The sequence below is a fragment of the Agrobacterium sp. LEGMi-208b genome, assembly GCF_059511785.1.
In genome coordinates this window covers 1,505,580-1,523,311 of sequence record NZ_CM183446.1, presented here as the reverse complement: position 1 = coordinate 1,523,311, position 17,732 = coordinate 1,505,580, and the positions used below count along the sequence as shown (strand labels likewise).

Below are 17,732 nucleotides of genomic sequence, written 5' to 3'. Positions count from 1 at the left end.
CTCGTCAGTGCCGGCGCGGACGGCGGGCGAAGCCGACCCGGATACGAACCGGTTCGGGCTCGTCGTCCTGATCGTCGAAGCAGCCGAGATCGTAATGACCATCGTCCTCGTCCGGCGGGGCCATCGCCTGCTCTTCCTCGTAAGCGCGAGACGAACCGTTCAGCGCAATCAGCGGCTTTCCGGTCCCGGTAGAGGAGCACGTCGCATCCGACACGGCCACCGCCATGACACCAAGGGCCTTGCGGGCCTCAGTCTCAAGAAGCTGCTGCACACGGCGGCCGAAGCGCAGACGCAGTTCTGCCATGCAGGCCGCAACTCCGTCGATCTCGAGCAGGTCGTCGATCTCCGACAGAGCCCAGATGCCGTTGGCATGATCGCTCGGGCGGCTGGCGCCATCGACGATTGCAACTTCGACCGTATCGACCATCAGGCGCTTCTGGTTTTTATAGAGCCAGTCCGGCAGCACCATTGCCGAGGCCATCATCTTCAGCTTCAGCTCTTCGAGACGGCTGGTGTCGCCGTAAGAAGCGAGCGAACGCTTCAGGTCGAGGATGTAGGCAGTGTGCCGGGCGCGATTCACAAGGATCAAGTCCGGCGTATACGATCCCTTGGCCGGTGCCTCGCAGTCAAGCTTGATCCCGTCGAGGCTCAACCAGTCGTTTCCGGAGACAGCTTCGAGCGCCGCCTTGACCAGAGGCAACTTCAGCGACTGCGTCAAGACAACGATGTTGGGGTTGGCCTTCGCCAGACGCTCGACCGCCTGCTCCAGGAGTTTGCCTTCGCGGAAAGAGACGGCGCGGACGAGCGAGGCGATGTGAACGTAGTGGCCGAGGATTTCGTCCTCGACCGGCTCGCCGTCGGCGATGGCCGCAATGGCGCGATCGATCAGCAGATCGAGATCGGCCTCGACGTCACGGAAGCGAACGATGTGCGGATGGCGACGCAGCGCGGGCGGCTCGCCAAGGCCGGTCCGGGCGCCGGAAACGGACGGACGGTGGAAGAAGACAGATGCCGCTGCTGCGGTCGAACGGAGAACTTTCCCTGTGGGGGTCATAGAGGTAAACGTGGTCATAGCCCGATTCCTTTTCACGAAGGCTGAGGGTCAGGCCCTTGTCGATGTTACCAGCATCGGCTTGGGCCGTTTTGTGTCCGGTCTTCCGAACGACCCCAACCTGGCAGGACCGGGAGCCGGGCTCAAGGACCCGGAAGCGCAAAAAAAGAACAAAGCCGGTACATAGTTAACGGCGGGCTCACGAAGTCCGGGCCGACGAACGCACCCCGTGATCACAACGGTCGACCTCAGCGTTTCACTCGCCATCATCAGGCAAAAAGAAAAGGGCCGACATGCGGCCCTTTCGAGTTTGGCGGGAAGGCCGGTCGCCCGGCCCTCGTGCAAACTGCATCTTACGGCGTGACGGCGGGTACGAGTTCAGCCTCGGCGACGTTGTCATCGGCAAGCGCCGGCACCTTGGCAAACTGCCTGCGGTTTCGCGCCGCCTCCCGGCTGACCGTCATGAAGCCGCCGGTCGCCTCCTCGAGCGCAGCACCAAAGCGGTCGATCGCCTCATCCGGGACATCGGCATCATCAGAGACCTCGTCCGACATGACCGGCTCGGCATCGTGGCGATCACCGACGCTGTCCGCTTCCGCCGGAACCGCCGGTTCGAAAGCCGGAGCAGTTGGCACCGCAAGCGGCCATTCCGGCTTCCGCTCTTTGGACACCGCCCAGCCGAGCACCGGAAGCACATGCAGCGCAAGCCAGTCACGCATGTCTTTCGACTTCGGCCAGCCATCGACACCCCCCAATGTGTAGAGCGTGTCGTTAACCTCGGCCCAGCCGGTCTTTTTGGGGAACTTCGTTGGCTTGGTGTTGCGGCCATAATCGAGCTCCGGCTCGATGAACAAGGCCAGGTTTTCGAGCTCCTGACGGGCGACACGGGCGATGTCCTGGATTTCCTTCGCCAGCGCTTCCTTGATCACGCGGCTTCTCGCCAGCGCAGCCTCGACGGCCTTGCAGATTGCGGCGACATGGGCGAGGAACGCCTTCAATCCATCGCGGATCTTGGCCGCAATCATCACTTTCAGTCCGCCAACACCGCCGGTCGAGAACTGATCGTCCTTCCCGGCCTTGTCGTTACCTTCCTCGCCGCTAGCGAGAATGGCCTTCACGTCGGCGATCTGCAGACGCCCGTTCTCCTCGGCGAAGGCAATGGCCGCCGTGATCTGGTCGGTCGTTGCCGAACTCAGATGGAACAGCGCTGTTGCCCCGACCGAGAGATCGACCAGTTCATCACGAACATGGCCGAGGTTGCGGAACACTGCCATATAGTTGCGACCGCTGCGCGGTGCGAGACCGCAGCGCATCTTCACCCAATTGTCGAACCGGCCATCGGCCAGCAGGTCTGCAGCTTGGGCCAGATGATCGCCGAGTTCGAAAGTCTGCTCGGTCGTGCGACGCCCAAGGTCGAAGATATGGGCCGCGCTCGTTTCGAGCTGTTCGCGCATCGAGTGCCCGATACCGTTATCTTCGTAGGAATAGGCGGCAGTCGTGGTCGTCTTGGTGGCCTTTGTGCGCATGGAAGTCTCCGTGTGACGCGTTTACAATGTATCCGACGAACAATGCATCGGATGACTATATGATCGCGCCAATACTGATGTATTGCAAATTCAAGTAAAATATAATTATAGTATATATTCGATTATAATCTTTATTTTTCTGCAGTTTTTAGCGATTATATTTGAATATAAACGACACATTAATCATTTAATATCGAGATATACGATATTTATAAAAATTTTTCACTTCAAATTTGATTGACATTATTTCACGACAAAATCCAGAATCCGGAGATGGACACCCGACATCCCCCATTTAAGCCCTTCACGAAGTAGTTTGGCCGTCACCCAAACACGCGACGAAGTAAACACAAAGCCAGCGTCTCGCCGTCTGAGAGCGATGCTCGATTTCCACCCGAAGACGGCACGTTCCGCGCAAACGGTTGGGACATATGACATGCAGCTTCGCGGATGAACCAAACGGGAAGGTTTCGGCTCACAGCCTCATAGGCCGGAAGGGAGATGGTCCGGCAGGCGCAAGCGCGACACGAAGCCCTAGACGATTTCCGTCACCTTGCCCACAGGTCGTTTCAACGTGCCCACACGTCGAGACAAATTGCGATCATTTGATTCAAGGTCCGATATTTTTGATTCCGAACGCTGGTCATTTGATTCACGACCTCCGTTTGTCCCTCGCCAGCTTATCTTGACCTGTCTCAACGTGCCCGCAATTGATCTCAAATTGCGCTCATTTGATTCAGAACCCAAAAAAAACGATTCATAAACCGGGATTTCCGATTCCATGCAAACGGCGTTGCAGCAGTGACAACGGTCTGGCAACGGTAGCCGGAGACCTGACGGGGAAGAATGCATGCCAGCGAAGTCCGAGGAGATCCGCAACAGCAAACAGCGCGAGCGACAGCAGAAGCTGCGCGATGCCGACCGAAAGGCCAAGCGCCCCGGACGCGACGATGTGGCCCGCACGGCGCTGTTCATGTCGATTTCGAGCATGGTAGCGAAAGGGAGCCACGACGCGCTGGAAGCCTTTCGGTCTCTCGTCATCGAGATGCTCGTTCGGCAGGGTTTCGATGAACGCGCGTCCCGCACCGTCGTCGATGAGCTCGTCGAGAAGTACGCAGATGGCGACTGGCCCTTCCGCCGCAAGCCCCATCTGCTTTATCCTGACGGTGCCGACGAGGCTGACTGACCGGCTGCGTCCGTACTGCCAACTGCGGTTCCTGCCCCTTGGTCATCCCAACGCTGTCATGGCAACGCCTAACGGCGTTTGCAATCTCTACGACACCTCCCCCCATTACTCGGTTAAACGCCGTTTGTCCTGAATCGAATGTTTCGAGCATATTCACAGGGGACGCGGGCCGACGCGTGATCCACGACTGGCGAAGAGGTCACGGGAACAAGTGTGTTGCAGATCAGCCACAGTTTTCATAACTCTATGCCTAACAATGACTTACCGCCGTTTGGGTCGCTGATGGCGCTTCCCCGCAGATCAACGATTCTGGCCGTGCCATTTCGGGAATTCCGGTAATTTTCGGCAAACTGGCGTCGAAAGCCATACAGATAAAGGCACTTGAGAAGTGCCGGGCTTTGTGCGCTATTGGCGCCGACAAGTGTTCAACAGGCCAGCCTGCAACGGAAAGGAGGCGCCCATGGTTCACGTTTTCCATGTCGACGGCGCCACGATCCAGCCGTCCCGGGACATCGAGTGCAAGGACGATTCCGGTCTCGGAATCTGCACCGGCCGCATGCGCGAGGAAGTTCTTCGCGCGGTCCGTCGTCGAAGACGACGAACCGCGAGAGAAAGGACCAACCATGTCGCGTACGCCACACCACAAGAACGATACCTTCACGCTCTTCCAGTCTGAAGGCGATCGCCAGGACATTCTGGAATTCATCCGCGAGCACTGCGGCCTCCTCGATCGCCTCTCCGGCGTCTTCAACAAGGCGCCGGCATCCCTGATCGATGGCCGTCATGTCCTTGCACAGCCGGTCTATATGACCATCGCCGCAAAGACGGTGGGTCTGTCACGCAAGGCACCCAAACAGAAGCTGGTTGTCGGCGCAGGTCATAGCGTGACCCTCATGCTCACGGCTCGCCATCCGAGTGTGCACGGCACGCCGGCCATCGTTTACGCATTCGCCATTGCAGCGATGCGCATCCGTAATGCAGTGCGTGTCTGCGATATCATCTACAGCGTCGGCAAACCCACCGCTGGCACGCTGGAGGGTCTCCTGCCCGAGTATATCGCCCAGATGGAAGCCACCGCCCACTGGCTGGCGACGGATTTCCTGACGCGCTAACCCGCCCCGAATGCCGGGCCATGATGGCCTGGCAGCCGGGCGGGGGGCTCTCAAGCCCCGTGGCGCCGGCTACCATGTTCCCCAAATTCCTCTCGAATGAAGAGAAGAACATGACTAAGACAGTACTGTTCTACGCGCATTGCGCGACTGCCCCTCAGCATGAAGTGTCGATCGAAACACAGATCGAACTCGGCAAGGAATTCATACGCAAGCAGGGTTGGAAGCTCGTGGACGTGTTCACCGACCATATGGGCGGCGGCACGACCCACAAGACGCGCCCCGGTCTCCGGGCGTTGCTCAAGCGCGCTTCGGAAGGAGAGATCGACGTGGTTGTCTGCATCTCCATGGATCGTCTGTCGCGCGACGTCGGGCGCAGCTCAGAGATTTACAAGGAGCTCCTCGATCACGGCGTGGAGCTCCAGACCATGGCCGGAGACACGCCGGTGACGGACCTGGGTTCGGCTATTCGTGCGCTTCTCGATCGTGAGATGGAAGAACAGAGCCGCTATTTGGTCCGTCTCGAGGAGATCGATGATCGTCAGTCTGCCGCCCAATAGAAGAAGCGCCGGCGGCAATAATTGCCGTCGGCGCTCGCTCATGCCGGACCATGAGTGCCTGGCGGCGCCTGGGGCTCCCAGGTCCCGCGCCGCCGGTTACCATGTCCCCAATTTCATCTCGATACGAGAGACCCGATGACCAAGACTGTATTGTTCTACGCCCGCTACTCCACCGACCGCCAGAACGAAGTGTCGATCGAAACGCAGATCGAACTCGGCAAGACGTTTGTCGCCGACAGGGGCTGGAAGCTGGTCGAGACCTATGCCGACTCCGCAATCAGCGGAACCTCCTTCACATCGCGTCCCGGCATCCAGCAACTACTGGCGCATGTAAAGCGCGAGCGGATTGATGTCGTGCTCTGTGTCACCGTCGACCGGCTGTCGCGTGACGTCGAGCACAGCTCAAAAATCCTCAAGGAACTCAACTACCACGACACGGCGATCTGGACGGTCCAGGCCGGGCAGGAGATCAGTCATATCGAACTGCATATGCGCTCCACGCTCAGTCACGAACTGGTCGAGCAAGGTCGCTTCCGCACACGAGAAGGCATGAAGACAGCGGCGCGCAAGGGCACTGCAACGACCCGCCTCTCCTATGGCTACCGCATCGGCCAGCAGCGCGACGCCAACGGCGACCGGATCAAGGGCCTGCGCGAGATCGACCCGGCCAAGGCAGAGATCGTGCGCTGGATCTTCGAGCAATATGCAAATGGCGTCAGTCCCGCGGCGATCGCCGCGAGCCTCAATGCGCGCCATATCCCTGCACCGCAGCACAAGTACTGGCGCGACGACACGATCCGTGGTGACGGCAAGCGGCAGGCCGGCATTCTTCACAACGAGCTCTATGTCGGCCGGATCGTCTGGAACAAGCAGAATTACCGCAAGAACCCCGAGACCGAACGGCGCACCGCCCGCCTCAACGACAAAAGCGAATGGGTCGTGACGGAAGTGCCGTCCATGCGCATCATCAGCGACGAACTCTGGGCGCGCGTAAAAGAAAGGCAACTGGCGACGCTCGAGAACTTCTCCCGCACGACCACCAATCGGCTGAACAGGACACATCGGCCGAGCTACCTGCTGAGCGGAATGCTGGAATGCGCAGAGTGCGGCGGATCCTACGCCATCATGGCCAAGGAGCGTTACGGCTGCTCGAACCACAAGAACAAGCTGCCGATCGACGGACTCGACGGCGCCTGCTGCTCCAACCAGAAGACTATTCTCCGCAAGAACCTGGAGGACCGGGTGCTGTCCTGCCTCCCCGCCGCCTTTTTCGGGATGGGAGTATTCGACGATGTCGCCGGACAGGCCCGCCAGAACCTTGCGGCCTCGATGAAGAAGGAACCGGACGAGCGCCAGCGCATTTCCGGGGAGTTGAAGGCTGCCGAACAGGAACAGCGCCAGATCATCCAGCAGATCAGCGATCGCGCAACCGAGGGCCGGCCGCGCCTTGCCGCCCTCGACGATATGCTCGACACGCTTGAGGAACGCCGTGCCGGCCTCGAGGCGCGCCTGAAGCAGGCGCCGGCGGAGGAAGATTTCGGGGAGAAGATCAGGAAGCTGAAGGCGCAGGTCAGTCCCGAGGCCGTAGAGCGGATCATCAACTCCGCCTTCTATTACATCCGCGAGCACGCCGACACGGAAACGAAGCAGCCGTTCATCAACATCGTGCGTCAGTTCATCCAGAAGGTCGTGATCGGCAAGACCCCGGGTCATCAGCCGGCATCACTCGAAGTCCACGGCCGCATCGCCTCGATCCTGGCTGCGATGGAAGCCGCAACGATCCTGGAGAAGCAGTTCGAGGCACTGAAGCAGCACGATTATCTGGAGAAGCTTCGCGCCGGCGAGCTGGACACGGAGCAGAAACAAAAAAAGCTCCTCGACGCTTACGCGGAGGAGCTTTCTATGAAGCGACTTGAATGGCAAAATATTCAAGTCTCAGTGGTTGCGGGGGCGAGCTTTCATCTTTACTTGCGCTCCAAGCAAGTAAAGATGGTTGCAGGTTTAAATCGCGCAATTTCAGATTATTTAACAATGACTTCCAAGGATATCGTCATTCCGCAAGGCGAACTTTTTGCAACATGGGCATAGCTACCTCGCCTTCAAACCAGGGGGCGAGCAACCAGTGAAGTCCAATCACTTATCGGCAGTCTGTCCTCGTTCCCAAGGCGCTGGCCGATTTATCAATTCGACCATTTCCGGAACCGATGCAGCCGGTTCAGATAAAGCCAAGCAAAAATCCGAAAACCCCTCCGGCGTCATGACAATCAAACGCCCATTTATCACGTCGTCTGCGAATCGTAGAATGGAGGTATGGGCAAACTCTGCCGGCGAATGACCACATTGCTCGGCTGCACGCTTAACCACTGCGGCATCCGCTTCCGAAAGGCGTATCGTTATAATGTCTTTTGTCTCTTCCAAGCGATGTACCCGATTACGACCATCACGTTCTTCCTTCCTACAGCATGACAACTTCGTCTGACTACCGTTTTGGGTACACGAGAGTGCAGACGTTTGAAGGTAGGAGTTCGAATCCCTCCCTCTCTGCAAGCTGAGATTGGAACATGTACCGCCAAGCTTACTTGCGAGTGGGCTTGAACAGCTGCCACGCCGGCGAGAACCTGCAAGTACTGCGAGCCGTTCCGGGAATGACGTTGATCGTTCCGACTATCCGCTTGAACTGCAGGACATCATACTCGGTGTCGCTCGCTTGCAATCTGGCAATCAGAGTTCGCAATTCGCTCCACTTGTGTCCTGCTTCTCGTTTTGCAGGCGCCAGTATCCGCCCACTGACCTGCAATCTCACTCGCAGGCTTTCGGCTTGATCCTCGAGCTGCTGAAAGCGCGTCTTCAAGGTTGCCGTATATAGCCCGTCCTCGATGGCGGACATCAAGCCTTGAAGCCGTCGACCTATCTTCTCAAGCTGCAACCGATCCTTTTGCATCTGGCGGCTCTGCTCATCGGTATTCACCTGCTCGTCGGCAGCCAACGCGTCCGCGTGATGGGTGATCAACATGGCAGTCTCGGCAAGAGTATCTCTGACCGCTGCTTCCATCACTCTTCGCTGGACCGTCTTGCCATTGCCACAGGTCTTTCGCCGGTAATGCTCCGCACAGCCGTAACGATCCCTCCCCACGTTACAGAACTCGCCACCGCATTGCCCACAGGTCAGGAGACGATATAGCTTCGAGGAAGCTGGTCTGAGGCCAAGAGCTTGAGCCTCTCTGGATTTCCAGACACCGTCACGAACACCTCCATGACGCCGTTCCGCCTCCTGTTGCCGGTCCTTCACCGCCAGCCATAAGCCTTCGTCGATAATCCGCAGATGGGGAACATGCTGTCTGACCCATTCGGTCTCTGGGTTAAGGCGTATCTGACGCTTTCCGGTGACTGGATCTTTGATGAAGCGCTGGCGGTTCCAGACAAGCTCTCCGCGATAAAGGGCGTTGTTGAGAATACCGGTCCCCCTCGCCCGATGCCCTCGAATGGTAGTGGCACCCCAGGAATGTCCGCCCGGCCCCTGAACGGTTTCCCGGTTCAGCGCAGCCGCAATAGCATTGGGCGTCTCTCCCTTGGCAAAGGCTACAAAGATGCGACGGACGATAATCGCCTGCTGCTCGTTAATGCAGCGGCCTCCGGCACCGCCTTCACCATCATTGGATACGTCATAGCCGTAGGCGAGACCTCCGCCCGAACGTCCTTTCTCGATCCGTCCGCGTTGGCCGCGCTTCGTCTTCTCGGCCAGATCCTTGAGGAACAGCGCATTCATCGTGCCCTTGAGGCCGATATGCATCTCATCGGTCAATCCTTCGGTCACCGTATGCAGGGCAATTCCCCGAAATCGAAGCGCCTTGTAAATATGAGCCATGTCCTCCTGGTCGCGGGAAATTCGGTCGAGCGCCTCAGCGCACAAAATGTCGAACAGCCCTGCCCGCGCATCATCCAGCAACCGGGCAATTCCGTCCCTGCCGCGGATGCTGGCGCCGGAGATGGCTTCATCGCGATAGTATTGAACGACCCTCCACCCCTGACGTTCTGCGAATTGGCGGCAAAGGTTGAATTGATCGTCAATCGACTGCGAGCTCTGGAGATCGGAGGAGTATCGGGCATAGAGGGCAACGTTTGGCATTGGCATTCCTGGCATTTCAAAAGGGGAACGCCCCTTGCCAGCAACCAAGGCCAAAGAGAAGTTGTGCGTCACATTATCCAGAGGATAAGCAGGAGGAAGATGTACTACCTGCACCACGCAAAAGGCGCAACAGCATCATCTTCCCGTGCCGTGACGCCGTCAATCGACCATCTGTGGTGCGTGAAGGAAATATCGAGGCTATTGAACGGAATCGAACCGGGGACCGGTACACAAAACAGTATAAGTGCATGAAAAGGCAAGCTTTGTGTCATGAATGCATATATCGAATATCGGTAATGGGCGATAGCTATTTAGCCGGTCGAACTCTTACATGTCATCGAGCCGTGGACGCCACACGGCAGCGGCGAGGAATAGGTCCCAACGGATCTAATGTGCGATCTCAAGACCGCGAATGTAAACAAGCTCTTGGCCATACAAGTCTCCCGTGTATAGTGGTCGTCTACTTCGGGGTGAGGTTTCGTGAAGTTCCGACCGATTGCTGTTCTGGTTGTTGCTGCGTCCCTGCTAGGCTCGCTGACCGCGGTTTCCGCGCAAGCAGCCGAACCGTCGATCCGTGACATCCAGAAGGCGCTGGCCGACAGGGGCTTCAAGCCGGGCGTTCCCGATGGCGTGTGGGGCAAGAGATCGGTCGCGGCGCTACGGGCGTACCAGACGGCAAACGGCCTGCCTCCTACGGGCGCGGCGGACCAGGCGACGATGGGTCGCCTTTTCCCGCCACCTCCGGCAGCCGAAGACCAAAAGCCTGCCGTGGCGTCGGAAAACGTAACGCCATTACCCAAGGTCCCGGAGGTCGAGGCCAAGCCACTAGGTCCTGCCGGCGCGTCCTCTTCAAGCACGGTCGCACCAACCGTGGAGGTCAAGCCCGTCGAAAACACCACAACTACGCAGCAGGCTCAAAGCGGGCGGCAGGCCGACAGCGTCCCGCCGACGACAGGAAGTTCGGGCGGCGACGCTGTCGCTCCCCTGTCATCCGCGGCTCCTTCCGATGGTAACAACGCCTCTTGGAACCTGGCATTTGTCGGCGTTGCGGTAGGCGGTGTCGCTCTGCTCTGGAGGCGACAGAAGCGAAGGCGGCAAGCCGCTAGCCGCAATGGCGTGTCTGCGGTCCCTGACGGCGATACTGCCGCAGAGCTGATATGGGACAAGGACGCCTTCCGCGTTCTAACGGAAAAGTCCACGGCTGTGGTAGTAACACCGCCGTCTTTGGACCGTGCCGCCTCGATGGACGCTCACAACAGGGGTGTCAACGACTGGATCAAGGCAAACGCCTCCAAACCGAAATCGCTGTCCGATGGCGAGAATGACGATCTGACCGATATTACCGAGCGGGGGCGTAAGACTGGTGTTGTCCCTCCCCCGATTCCCAACCAGACGGGCACCCTGCTGAATTTCCATCGAGCAAAGGCAGCCGAACCAAAGCCCCCATCCCCTCCCGTGACGAAGGACTCCGCCGCCGCCAGAATGGCCGGAGCCGAGTGGATATCGCCGGGGCAGTCCGTCACGGTCGCTTCCATCACGATCCCGGGCGGCATGTTCTACCTTGGCGGCTTCCTCGGTAAACAAGGAAGGCTAAGCGAAAACGAGAACTGCCTGGTCAATCCGGCGCTGACCGTGGGAAGAGGCCGCGATCCGGCGGGCGTATCCATGGGCTACTGGCCCACATACGGCGGGATGTCCCCGGACGCCAGGAGGTCGTATCTCGAATGGCTGGCGGGCAGCAGGTCGAACCCCGACGACTATATTGGCTACGTCTTCTTGTACTTCTACGGTCTCGAAAGACGCCTGATGCTTGATGTCGAGCCTTCCGACGCGATCGCCGTGCTGACGGAGGTCAGGCGGCTTCTCGATGTCTACGGCCACAACGGCTCTTTCAACCGTTACGCCACTGAGTTGCTGACGGCAGCCGAGCTTAGGAGCGGTGAACCCTCCGCGCAGTTCCTCGCCAAGGTAGAGCCCAACGGCTACGAGGTCCCTGCCGCTGTCAAGATTGCCCTCGGTATCCGCGTCCGCGACGAACGCCCGATAGAGGCCGATCTGATGCTCCGCTTCGCGTTGACGCATCCGGAGACCAGCGTCCGCACGCCTGCCAAGCGCGTGCCTGCACTTTTACGAGAACTCTACCTTCTGGAATTCGCGAAGCTCTATCCGGCTGGCTATCGGCCGAGGGCCGGACGGACAAAAAAGCTCAAGAAGCAATACCAAGCCTGCAGCGGAAGCTTCACTCTCGAAATCAAGGTCCTTGGCGGAGACATCCCCGACATTACCGACCGGGAGGAGCCGATCAGGATAGCGCGGAGGGTATTCAACGACTGCATGGAGCAGCTCGACGACTACAGCCGTACCCTCGGACGCCTTCCCGGCCTGCAGCCGAATTTGCTTGCCATATCGAAGCTCCCCGAGGCTCTGCGGCAGACGGCCGCCGCGAGCCTGCCCGGCGATCCGCTGGCAGGTATCCGGCGTCTTGCCGACGAAGCCGCCGAGACACGGATCGATCGCCTTGCCGAGCAGGTCGGCCTCGAGATCGCGACCAACCCGGGCAAGGCCAAGCTCCGCGACCTAAGCCAGGCCCTTTCCGGCTTTGGGATCGGGGCGACCTTCGATCCGGTGTTTGCCGTCAAGTCGTCGGCGGGCGACGAGAGGGCTATCCTGTTTCCGATCTCGCAGCCCCTTCCCGCGGAGGCGAACGACGCCTACCGGACGCAGCAGCTCGCCACGATGCTGGGGATGGTTGTTGGCCATGCCGACGGCGAATTCCACGAACTGGAGAGAAAGGCTCTTCTTGACCGGATCGGCGCGGCCACTGATCTGTCCGGAGACGAAAAACGGAGGCTGGAAGCGGAGCTAACACTCAACGAAAAGGATCCCGCGCGCCTGGATGACTGGCTTAAACGCTTGAAAGATATCCCCGAACGTGCCCGGGACGCTGTCGCCGCCGAACTGGTCGCGCTCGCTTCCGCCGACGGCGATCTGCATGCCGACGAGGTCAGGAAGCTGGAGGCGATCTTCAAGCGAATGGGGATCGATCAGAAGTCTCTCTACGAGCGTCTTCACGCCGGAAGCAGCGCGACGCGTACGGCTGGGCATGCATCGGCGCCTACCCCGAAGACGGCAACTTCCCCTTCACCGACACGTATCAACCTTTCCAGGCTTCAGAACATCCGTTCGGAGACTCGGGTTACCTCAAACGTCCTCGCCAACATTTTCGTCGACGAAGAGGAAGAAGCTGTCGCTTTGCTCCCCGAGATCCCGGTGGAAGCTCCGCAGAGCGAGCTTTTCGAAGGGCTCGAGCAGCGATACGGCGCGTTCTTGACCGAAATCCTGCAGCGCTCGAGCTGGTCGAAAGACGATTTCGAGCATCTTGCCCGGGACGCTTCACTCATGCCGGGCGCGGCGAAGGAAGCGATCAACGACTGGGCTCTCGACCGTTTCGACGAACTCATGATCGAAGGCGACGATGAACTGGACATCAATCGCCATCTCCTTCCCGCACCTCCGCCAAGCCCAGCAGCTATCAAAGAAGGCATGCCCGCATGACGACCAAGCCACCCGCCATCAAGCCGCGTGATCGCGACACAATCATCAGTGCGCTCCGGGCGGGTGTCGTCCCGAGGCTGGGTCTCCAGCACATCCAGGTCGGGCGTCAGCGAGAGATTGAGGCGCTCATCCGTGACATCCGCCGAGTGAGCGAAGGCGGATCGAGCATCCGTTTCGTGATCGGCGCTTACGGAGCGGGCAAGACCTTCTTCCTTTTCCTCGTCCGGCAGATCGCCTTGCAAAGCAAGCTGGCTGTATGCCAGGCTGACCTTTCTCCCGACCGCCGCATCCATGCCACCAACGGCCAGGCCCGTTCGCTCTATGCCGAACTCGCGCGAAGCCTTTCAACCCGCACCGCGCCCGACGGCGGCGCGCTACGCAACGTTCTCGAAAGCTATATCCAGAAGGTAACCGAGAAAGCCGGCGCGACGGGCGTACCGATCGAGACGGCTGTCAAGGACGGCCTCGGTGATATCCGCGAGATGGTTGCTGGTTACGACTTCGCGACCGTGGTCGCCGCTTATGCCCGCGGATACGAAGACGGTAACAGCCCCCTTCAGGATGCCGCCCTCCGCTGGCTCCGCGGCGAATACACCACCAAGACAGAGGCGCGGCAGGATCTCGGCGTCAGGACCATCCTCGACGACGCGTCCTTCTACGACGGCCTCCGGCTTCTGGCGAGGTTCGTCCGCGTCACCGGGTTTGGCGGGATGATCGTCTGCCTCGACGAACTGGTGAACCTCTACAAGCTGCAGAGCGCGCAGGCCCGGAAACAGAACTACGAGCAGATCCTCCGCATCTTGAACGACGTGCTCCAAGGGACAACCGAAGGCGTCGGCTTCATCCTCGGTGGAACGCCTGAGTTCCTGCTCGATACCCGCCGGGGTCTCTACTCCTACGAGGCACTCCAAAGCAGGCTTGCCGAGAACAGTTTCGCGGTGAACGGCCTCGCCGACTATTCGGGGCCAGTCATAAACCTCCCTAGCCTCACCCCGGAAGAGCTCTTCCATCTGCTGGAAAGGCTCCGCGATGTTTTCGCGGGGGGCGATCCAGAAAAACATCTGGTCCCGGACGAGGCTCTCGTCGCTTTCATGGAGCACTGCTCGAACACCATCGGTGACGCCTACTTCCGCACGCCGCGCAACACCGTGAAGGCGTTCGTGGACCTTCTCGCGGTCCTCGAGCAGAACCCCGAGGTCAAGTGGAACGACCTGCTGACCCGTGTCGAAGTGAGCGAGGATCGCCAGGGCGCGGACGAGGCGGAAATCCCTGTAGATGCCGACGACGGGGACGACGAGCTTGCAACCCTCCGCCTTTGAGCGTCTCAGCCAACCGATCCGGCGCTGGATCTGGACACAGAAGTGGCAGCGGCTGAGGGACGTTCAGGAGAAGGCGATCCCTGCCGTTCTCGCGGGCGGCGACGTCGTCGTATCCGCCCGGACCGCCGCGGGAAAAACTGAAGCGGCGATCCTGCCGCTGTTGACCCGCGTTCTCGACGGCGATGGGCGGGACGGCTTCCGTATTCTCTACGTAAGCCCGCTCAAGGCGCTCATCAACGACCAGTACCGTCGGCTCGAGCCGCTTTGCGAGGCCTGTGACATCCCGCTGCATAAATGGCACGGCGACGTGTCGGCCGACGCCAAGTCGCGGGCGCGGAAGAACCCGAGCGGGGTCGTGCTGATCACGCCGGAATCGCTGGAGGCGCTGCTCGTCCGCCGGGGCAAGGAAGTACGCTTCCTGTTCTCCTCGCTGGAGGCCATTGTCATCGACGAGCTCCATGCCTTCATCGGGACCGAGCGAGGCATGCAGCTTCAGTCCATCCTCAATCGGATCGAGATAGAATGCGGCCGGGAGAGGATTGATCGCATAGGCCTCTCTGCGACGCTTGGGGATATGCGGTTGGCCGCCGACGCGCTCCGGCCCGCCGGCGGCGCGAACGTCACGGTAATCGAGGGAAACGACGAAGGTAACGGCCTCAAACTACAAATCCGCGGATATTACGATAAAGAAGAGGTCACCGAGGACGAACGTGACGAAGACGGTGAGACGCCGCCGGACAGAGAGATGGAGGAGCGGCATGGCATCCCGGAACGCCTCGCCGACGACCTCTTCCGCTTCCTGCGAGGGCACCGCAACCTGCTGTTCGGCGGGTCTCGGGAACGGGTTGAACTCTATGCGGATCGCCTCCGCCTGATGTGTGAGGAGAACCGGGTCCCGAACGAGTTCTTCCCCCATCACGGTAGCCTGTCAAAAACCGAACGTGAGGATGTCGAGCTCAGGCTACGGGACGATCCCCGGCCGACGACGGCCGTCGCTACGACGACCTTGGAACTCGGCATCGATATTGGCGACGTGGAATCCGTTGCCCAGATCGGGCCGGGCTTTTCAGTGTCGTCCCTCAGGCAGCGCCTTGGCCGTTCGGGACGACGGGCCGGGAGCCCGGCCGTCATGCGGATGTTCGTCATCGAGCGCAATCCGGGCCGCGGACAGCATCCGCTCGAGCGCCTGAACCTCGGGCTCGTCCAATCGATCGCCATGATCGAGTGCCTCAAGGACGGCTGGTGCGAGCCGCCTGCGCCGACAGGCGTTCACCTTTCGACACTCCTTCACCAAGTCCTCGCCCTAATCCTTCAGAAAGGGGGAGTTTCACCGCAGACCGCGTGGAAAGTGCTATGCGACCGAGGTCCCTTCAAGTCGGTGGAACGCACGACATTCGCCGATCTTCTACGCTGTATGGCGTCCGAAGAAAATAAGCTCATCGAACAGTCGCCCGAGGGCCTGCTGATGATCGGAGAGTTTGGGGAAAGGATCACCGAGGCCCACGACTTTTACCCGGTCTTCTCGACGGAGCGGGAATACCGGATCATGCATGACGCCAGAACACTGGGCACCTACCCGCTGGATTCGGCGATCAGGTCAGGGGAGACTCTGATTTTCGCCGGGCGGCGTTGGCAGGTTCTCGAGGTTGACGACGCCATCCGAGTCATCACTGTGAAGCCAACCCGTGGTGGGAAGCCGCCACGCTTCAGCGGAAATGCCGGTGGGCTGCACGATCGCATCGCGCTGGAAATGAACCGCGTGCTCAAAAGTAGCGAACAGTACGCTTACATTGATCGCATAGCTGCGGACATGTTGGGTAACGCCCGGGCGTGTTTTGGCGAACTTGGTCTAGCCACTCGATCAATCCTGCCATACGCCGATGGCGCTCTGGTTCTGCCTTGGATCGGGACCAGGAAGTTGACCACCCTTGCCCTCGCCTTCCTCTCGCGTGATTTCCGGACAGCCCAGTATCAACACTCCCTCGAACTACAAGACTGTGATCCCGAAGGCGTCAAACAATGCCTCGCGCAGTGGGCGACAGGCAATCTGCCAACGATCGAAGCCCTGATGACGGGGGTGGCCCGGCCAAACATCGCACGCTTCGACAGCCATCTGTCATTGGACCTGATGACGATGGTTACCCTTCGAGAACGGCTTGATTATGGCGCGCTCCAAGGCATCGCCATTAACCTTTGCGACGGTCATGACCTCGAACACGAACCCGGAGATGCAGTCTCAAAGCGCCTTTAAGATTACGAAGATGCTAAGTATAAAGGGATATGAACCTCTGGCGCCATCAAGGCACCCGAGATCGATCAATAGTTTCCACGGTGCAAGTGGAAACATGGGCATTGCCGCAAAGGCAGGGTGGTGGTAATAATTGCTACCACTACGTTCGGAGGTCACCATGCCCAATGTTGAAAAAGTAAGCGTCTCGATGACGCCACAACACGCCGAGCTGTTGCGCGATGCTGTGAACAGCGGCGCCTATGCCAGCGGAAGCGAAGTTGTCCGCGAAGCAATGCGTGACTGGTCGGCCAAGTGGATCCAGAAGCGCGACGATATCGCAAAGTTGCGCGCGATGTGGGAGGAAGGCAAGGCCAGTGGCCCCGCAGTCGAGGTCGATTTTGACGCGGTGTTGGATGAAGCGCGTCAGGAAATGGCGGCCGCCAACCCTCATGCCCGTTAAGCTTCTCTGGACAACAAAGGCTCGAGCCGACGTAAAGAAGATCTACGTCGACATCGCTAAGGAGCAGCCTCGGAGCGCGGAACGTTACTTTGCCAAACTCCGCAAAAAGGCGGAAATGCTGATCGAGCATCCTCGTCTGGGCGAGCGTCACCCGGAAGTGTTCCGTACTGCCCGGATGTTAGTGGAGGCGCCCTACGTTATTCTTTACGAAATAAAGCCTGACACTCAGGACGGACCTGTTCATACGGTTGAGATCGTCCGAGTGGTGGATGGACGGCGCAATCTTTCTGCCTTCTTCTAAAAACACAATTGAGGCCCTGAGCAAGTCCTACGCCTTGAAAGGATCTGAACCAGCGACCCGTCGCATTGGATTTCAGCTAACGGCTTGAAAAATCGGCTATATGACTTCGGTAATGCGGTGTAGCGCGATCCAAACGCATCAGAAAACAACACGATTCCTACATCGGCGCAAAGAAGAAAATAGAGACGCGCGCACTTTTAGAAGCATTCGCGCTGTAGAAATTCATCGTAGTTCGAAAACGACTTTGTTCCCTTGGCACGGTTCGATTTTCCGATGCGGGTTCGACTTATTCTGCCTTGAATATATGCG

At 59.3% G+C, this 17,732-nt stretch carries 13 protein-coding genes; 9 read left to right on the top strand and 4 right to left on the bottom strand.

Going from position 1 to position 17,732, the window contains the following annotated elements; genetic code table 11:
• Nucleotides 1-4: 4 nt before the first annotated feature.
• Together AC5YUO_RS21480 and AC5YUO_RS21475 are read right to left on the bottom strand one after the other, a co-directional pair.
• On the bottom strand, nt 5-1,072 hold the full coding sequence (locus tag AC5YUO_RS21480; protein WP_496155111.1) for a hypothetical protein: 1,068 nt from the start codon (nt 1,070-1,072) through the stop codon (nt 5-7).
• 332 nt (nt 1,073-1,404) lie between these two features.
• Nucleotides 1,405-2,577: a hypothetical protein gene (locus tag AC5YUO_RS21475; protein ID WP_496155110.1), complete on the bottom strand. Its 1,173-nt coding sequence runs from the start codon at nt 2,575-2,577 to the stop codon at nt 1,405-1,407.
• An 850-nt stretch (nt 2,578-3,427) separates the two neighbouring features.
• Here AC5YUO_RS21475 and AC5YUO_RS21470 point away from each other — a divergent pair.
• The 4 genes from AC5YUO_RS21470 (at nt 3,428) to AC5YUO_RS21455 (ending at nt 7,520) form a co-directional block, all read left to right on the top strand.
• Nucleotides 3,428-3,763, top strand: a complete 336-nt coding sequence (locus tag AC5YUO_RS21470; RefSeq protein WP_496155109.1) for a hypothetical protein — start codon at nt 3,428-3,430, stop codon at nt 3,761-3,763.
• Between the two features lie 623 nt (nt 3,764-4,386).
• Nucleotides 4,387-4,875 carry a hypothetical protein gene (locus AC5YUO_RS21465; protein ID WP_111814751.1) on the top strand — a complete coding sequence of 163 codons (489 nt, stop codon included), beginning with the start codon at nt 4,387-4,389 and terminating at the stop codon, nt 4,873-4,875.
• A 110-nt stretch (nt 4,876-4,985) separates the two neighbouring features.
• Nucleotides 4,986-5,432 carry a recombinase family protein gene (locus tag AC5YUO_RS21460; RefSeq protein ID WP_496155108.1) on the top strand — a complete coding sequence of 149 codons (447 nt, stop codon included), beginning with the start codon at nt 4,986-4,988 and terminating at the stop codon, nt 5,430-5,432.
• A 135-nt stretch (nt 5,433-5,567) separates the two neighbouring features.
• On the top strand, nt 5,568-7,520 hold the full coding sequence (locus tag AC5YUO_RS21455; RefSeq protein ID WP_496155107.1) for a recombinase family protein: 1,953 nt from the start codon (nt 5,568-5,570) through the stop codon (nt 7,518-7,520).
• 45 nt (nt 7,521-7,565) lie between these two features.
• On the opposite strand, the gene AC5YUO_RS21450 is transcribed toward AC5YUO_RS21455, so the two are convergent.
• The gene (locus AC5YUO_RS21450; RefSeq protein WP_496155106.1) at nt 7,566-7,850 is read right to left on the bottom strand and encodes a type II toxin-antitoxin system TacA family antitoxin; all 285 of its coding nucleotides are present in this window, start codon (nt 7,848-7,850) and stop codon (nt 7,566-7,568) included.
• A gap of 157 nt (nt 7,851-8,007) precedes the next feature.
• Nucleotides 8,008-9,630 (bottom strand): recombinase family protein, encoded by a 1,623-nt coding sequence (locus AC5YUO_RS21445; RefSeq protein WP_496155105.1) that lies wholly within the window; start codon nt 9,628-9,630, stop codon nt 8,008-8,010.
• Nucleotides 9,631-10,038: 408 nt separating this feature from the next.
• Here AC5YUO_RS21445 and AC5YUO_RS21440 point away from each other — a divergent pair, with 408 nt between their 5' ends.
• From AC5YUO_RS21440 to AC5YUO_RS21420, 5 genes are all read left to right on the top strand, one after another.
• Nucleotides 10,039-13,113 carry a TerB N-terminal domain-containing protein gene (locus AC5YUO_RS21440; protein ID WP_496155104.1) on the top strand — a complete coding sequence of 1,025 codons (3,075 nt, stop codon included), beginning with the start codon at nt 10,039-10,041 and terminating at the stop codon, nt 13,111-13,113.
• Complete coding sequence (locus AC5YUO_RS21435; RefSeq protein WP_496155103.1) at nt 13,110-14,432, top strand: ATP-binding protein; 1,323 nt, start codon at nt 13,110-13,112, stop codon at nt 14,430-14,432. The genes AC5YUO_RS21440 and AC5YUO_RS21435 overlap by 4 nt, the downstream gene beginning before the upstream one ends.
• Complete coding sequence (locus tag AC5YUO_RS21430; protein WP_496155102.1) at nt 14,389-16,683, top strand: DEAD/DEAH box helicase; 2,295 nt, start codon at nt 14,389-14,391, stop codon at nt 16,681-16,683. Before AC5YUO_RS21435 ends, AC5YUO_RS21430 begins: the two co-directional genes overlap by 44 nt.
• Before the next feature lie 157 nt (nt 16,684-16,840).
• Complete coding sequence (locus AC5YUO_RS21425; RefSeq protein ID WP_496155101.1) at nt 16,841-17,122, top strand: ribbon-helix-helix domain-containing protein; 282 nt, start codon at nt 16,841-16,843, stop codon at nt 17,120-17,122.
• On the top strand, nt 17,112-17,423 hold the full coding sequence (locus AC5YUO_RS21420) for a type II toxin-antitoxin system RelE/ParE family toxin (protein ID WP_496155100.1): 312 nt from the start codon (nt 17,112-17,114) through the stop codon (nt 17,421-17,423). The genes AC5YUO_RS21425 and AC5YUO_RS21420 overlap by 11 nt, the downstream gene beginning before the upstream one ends.
• Nucleotides 17,424-17,732: the final 309 nt, after the last annotated feature.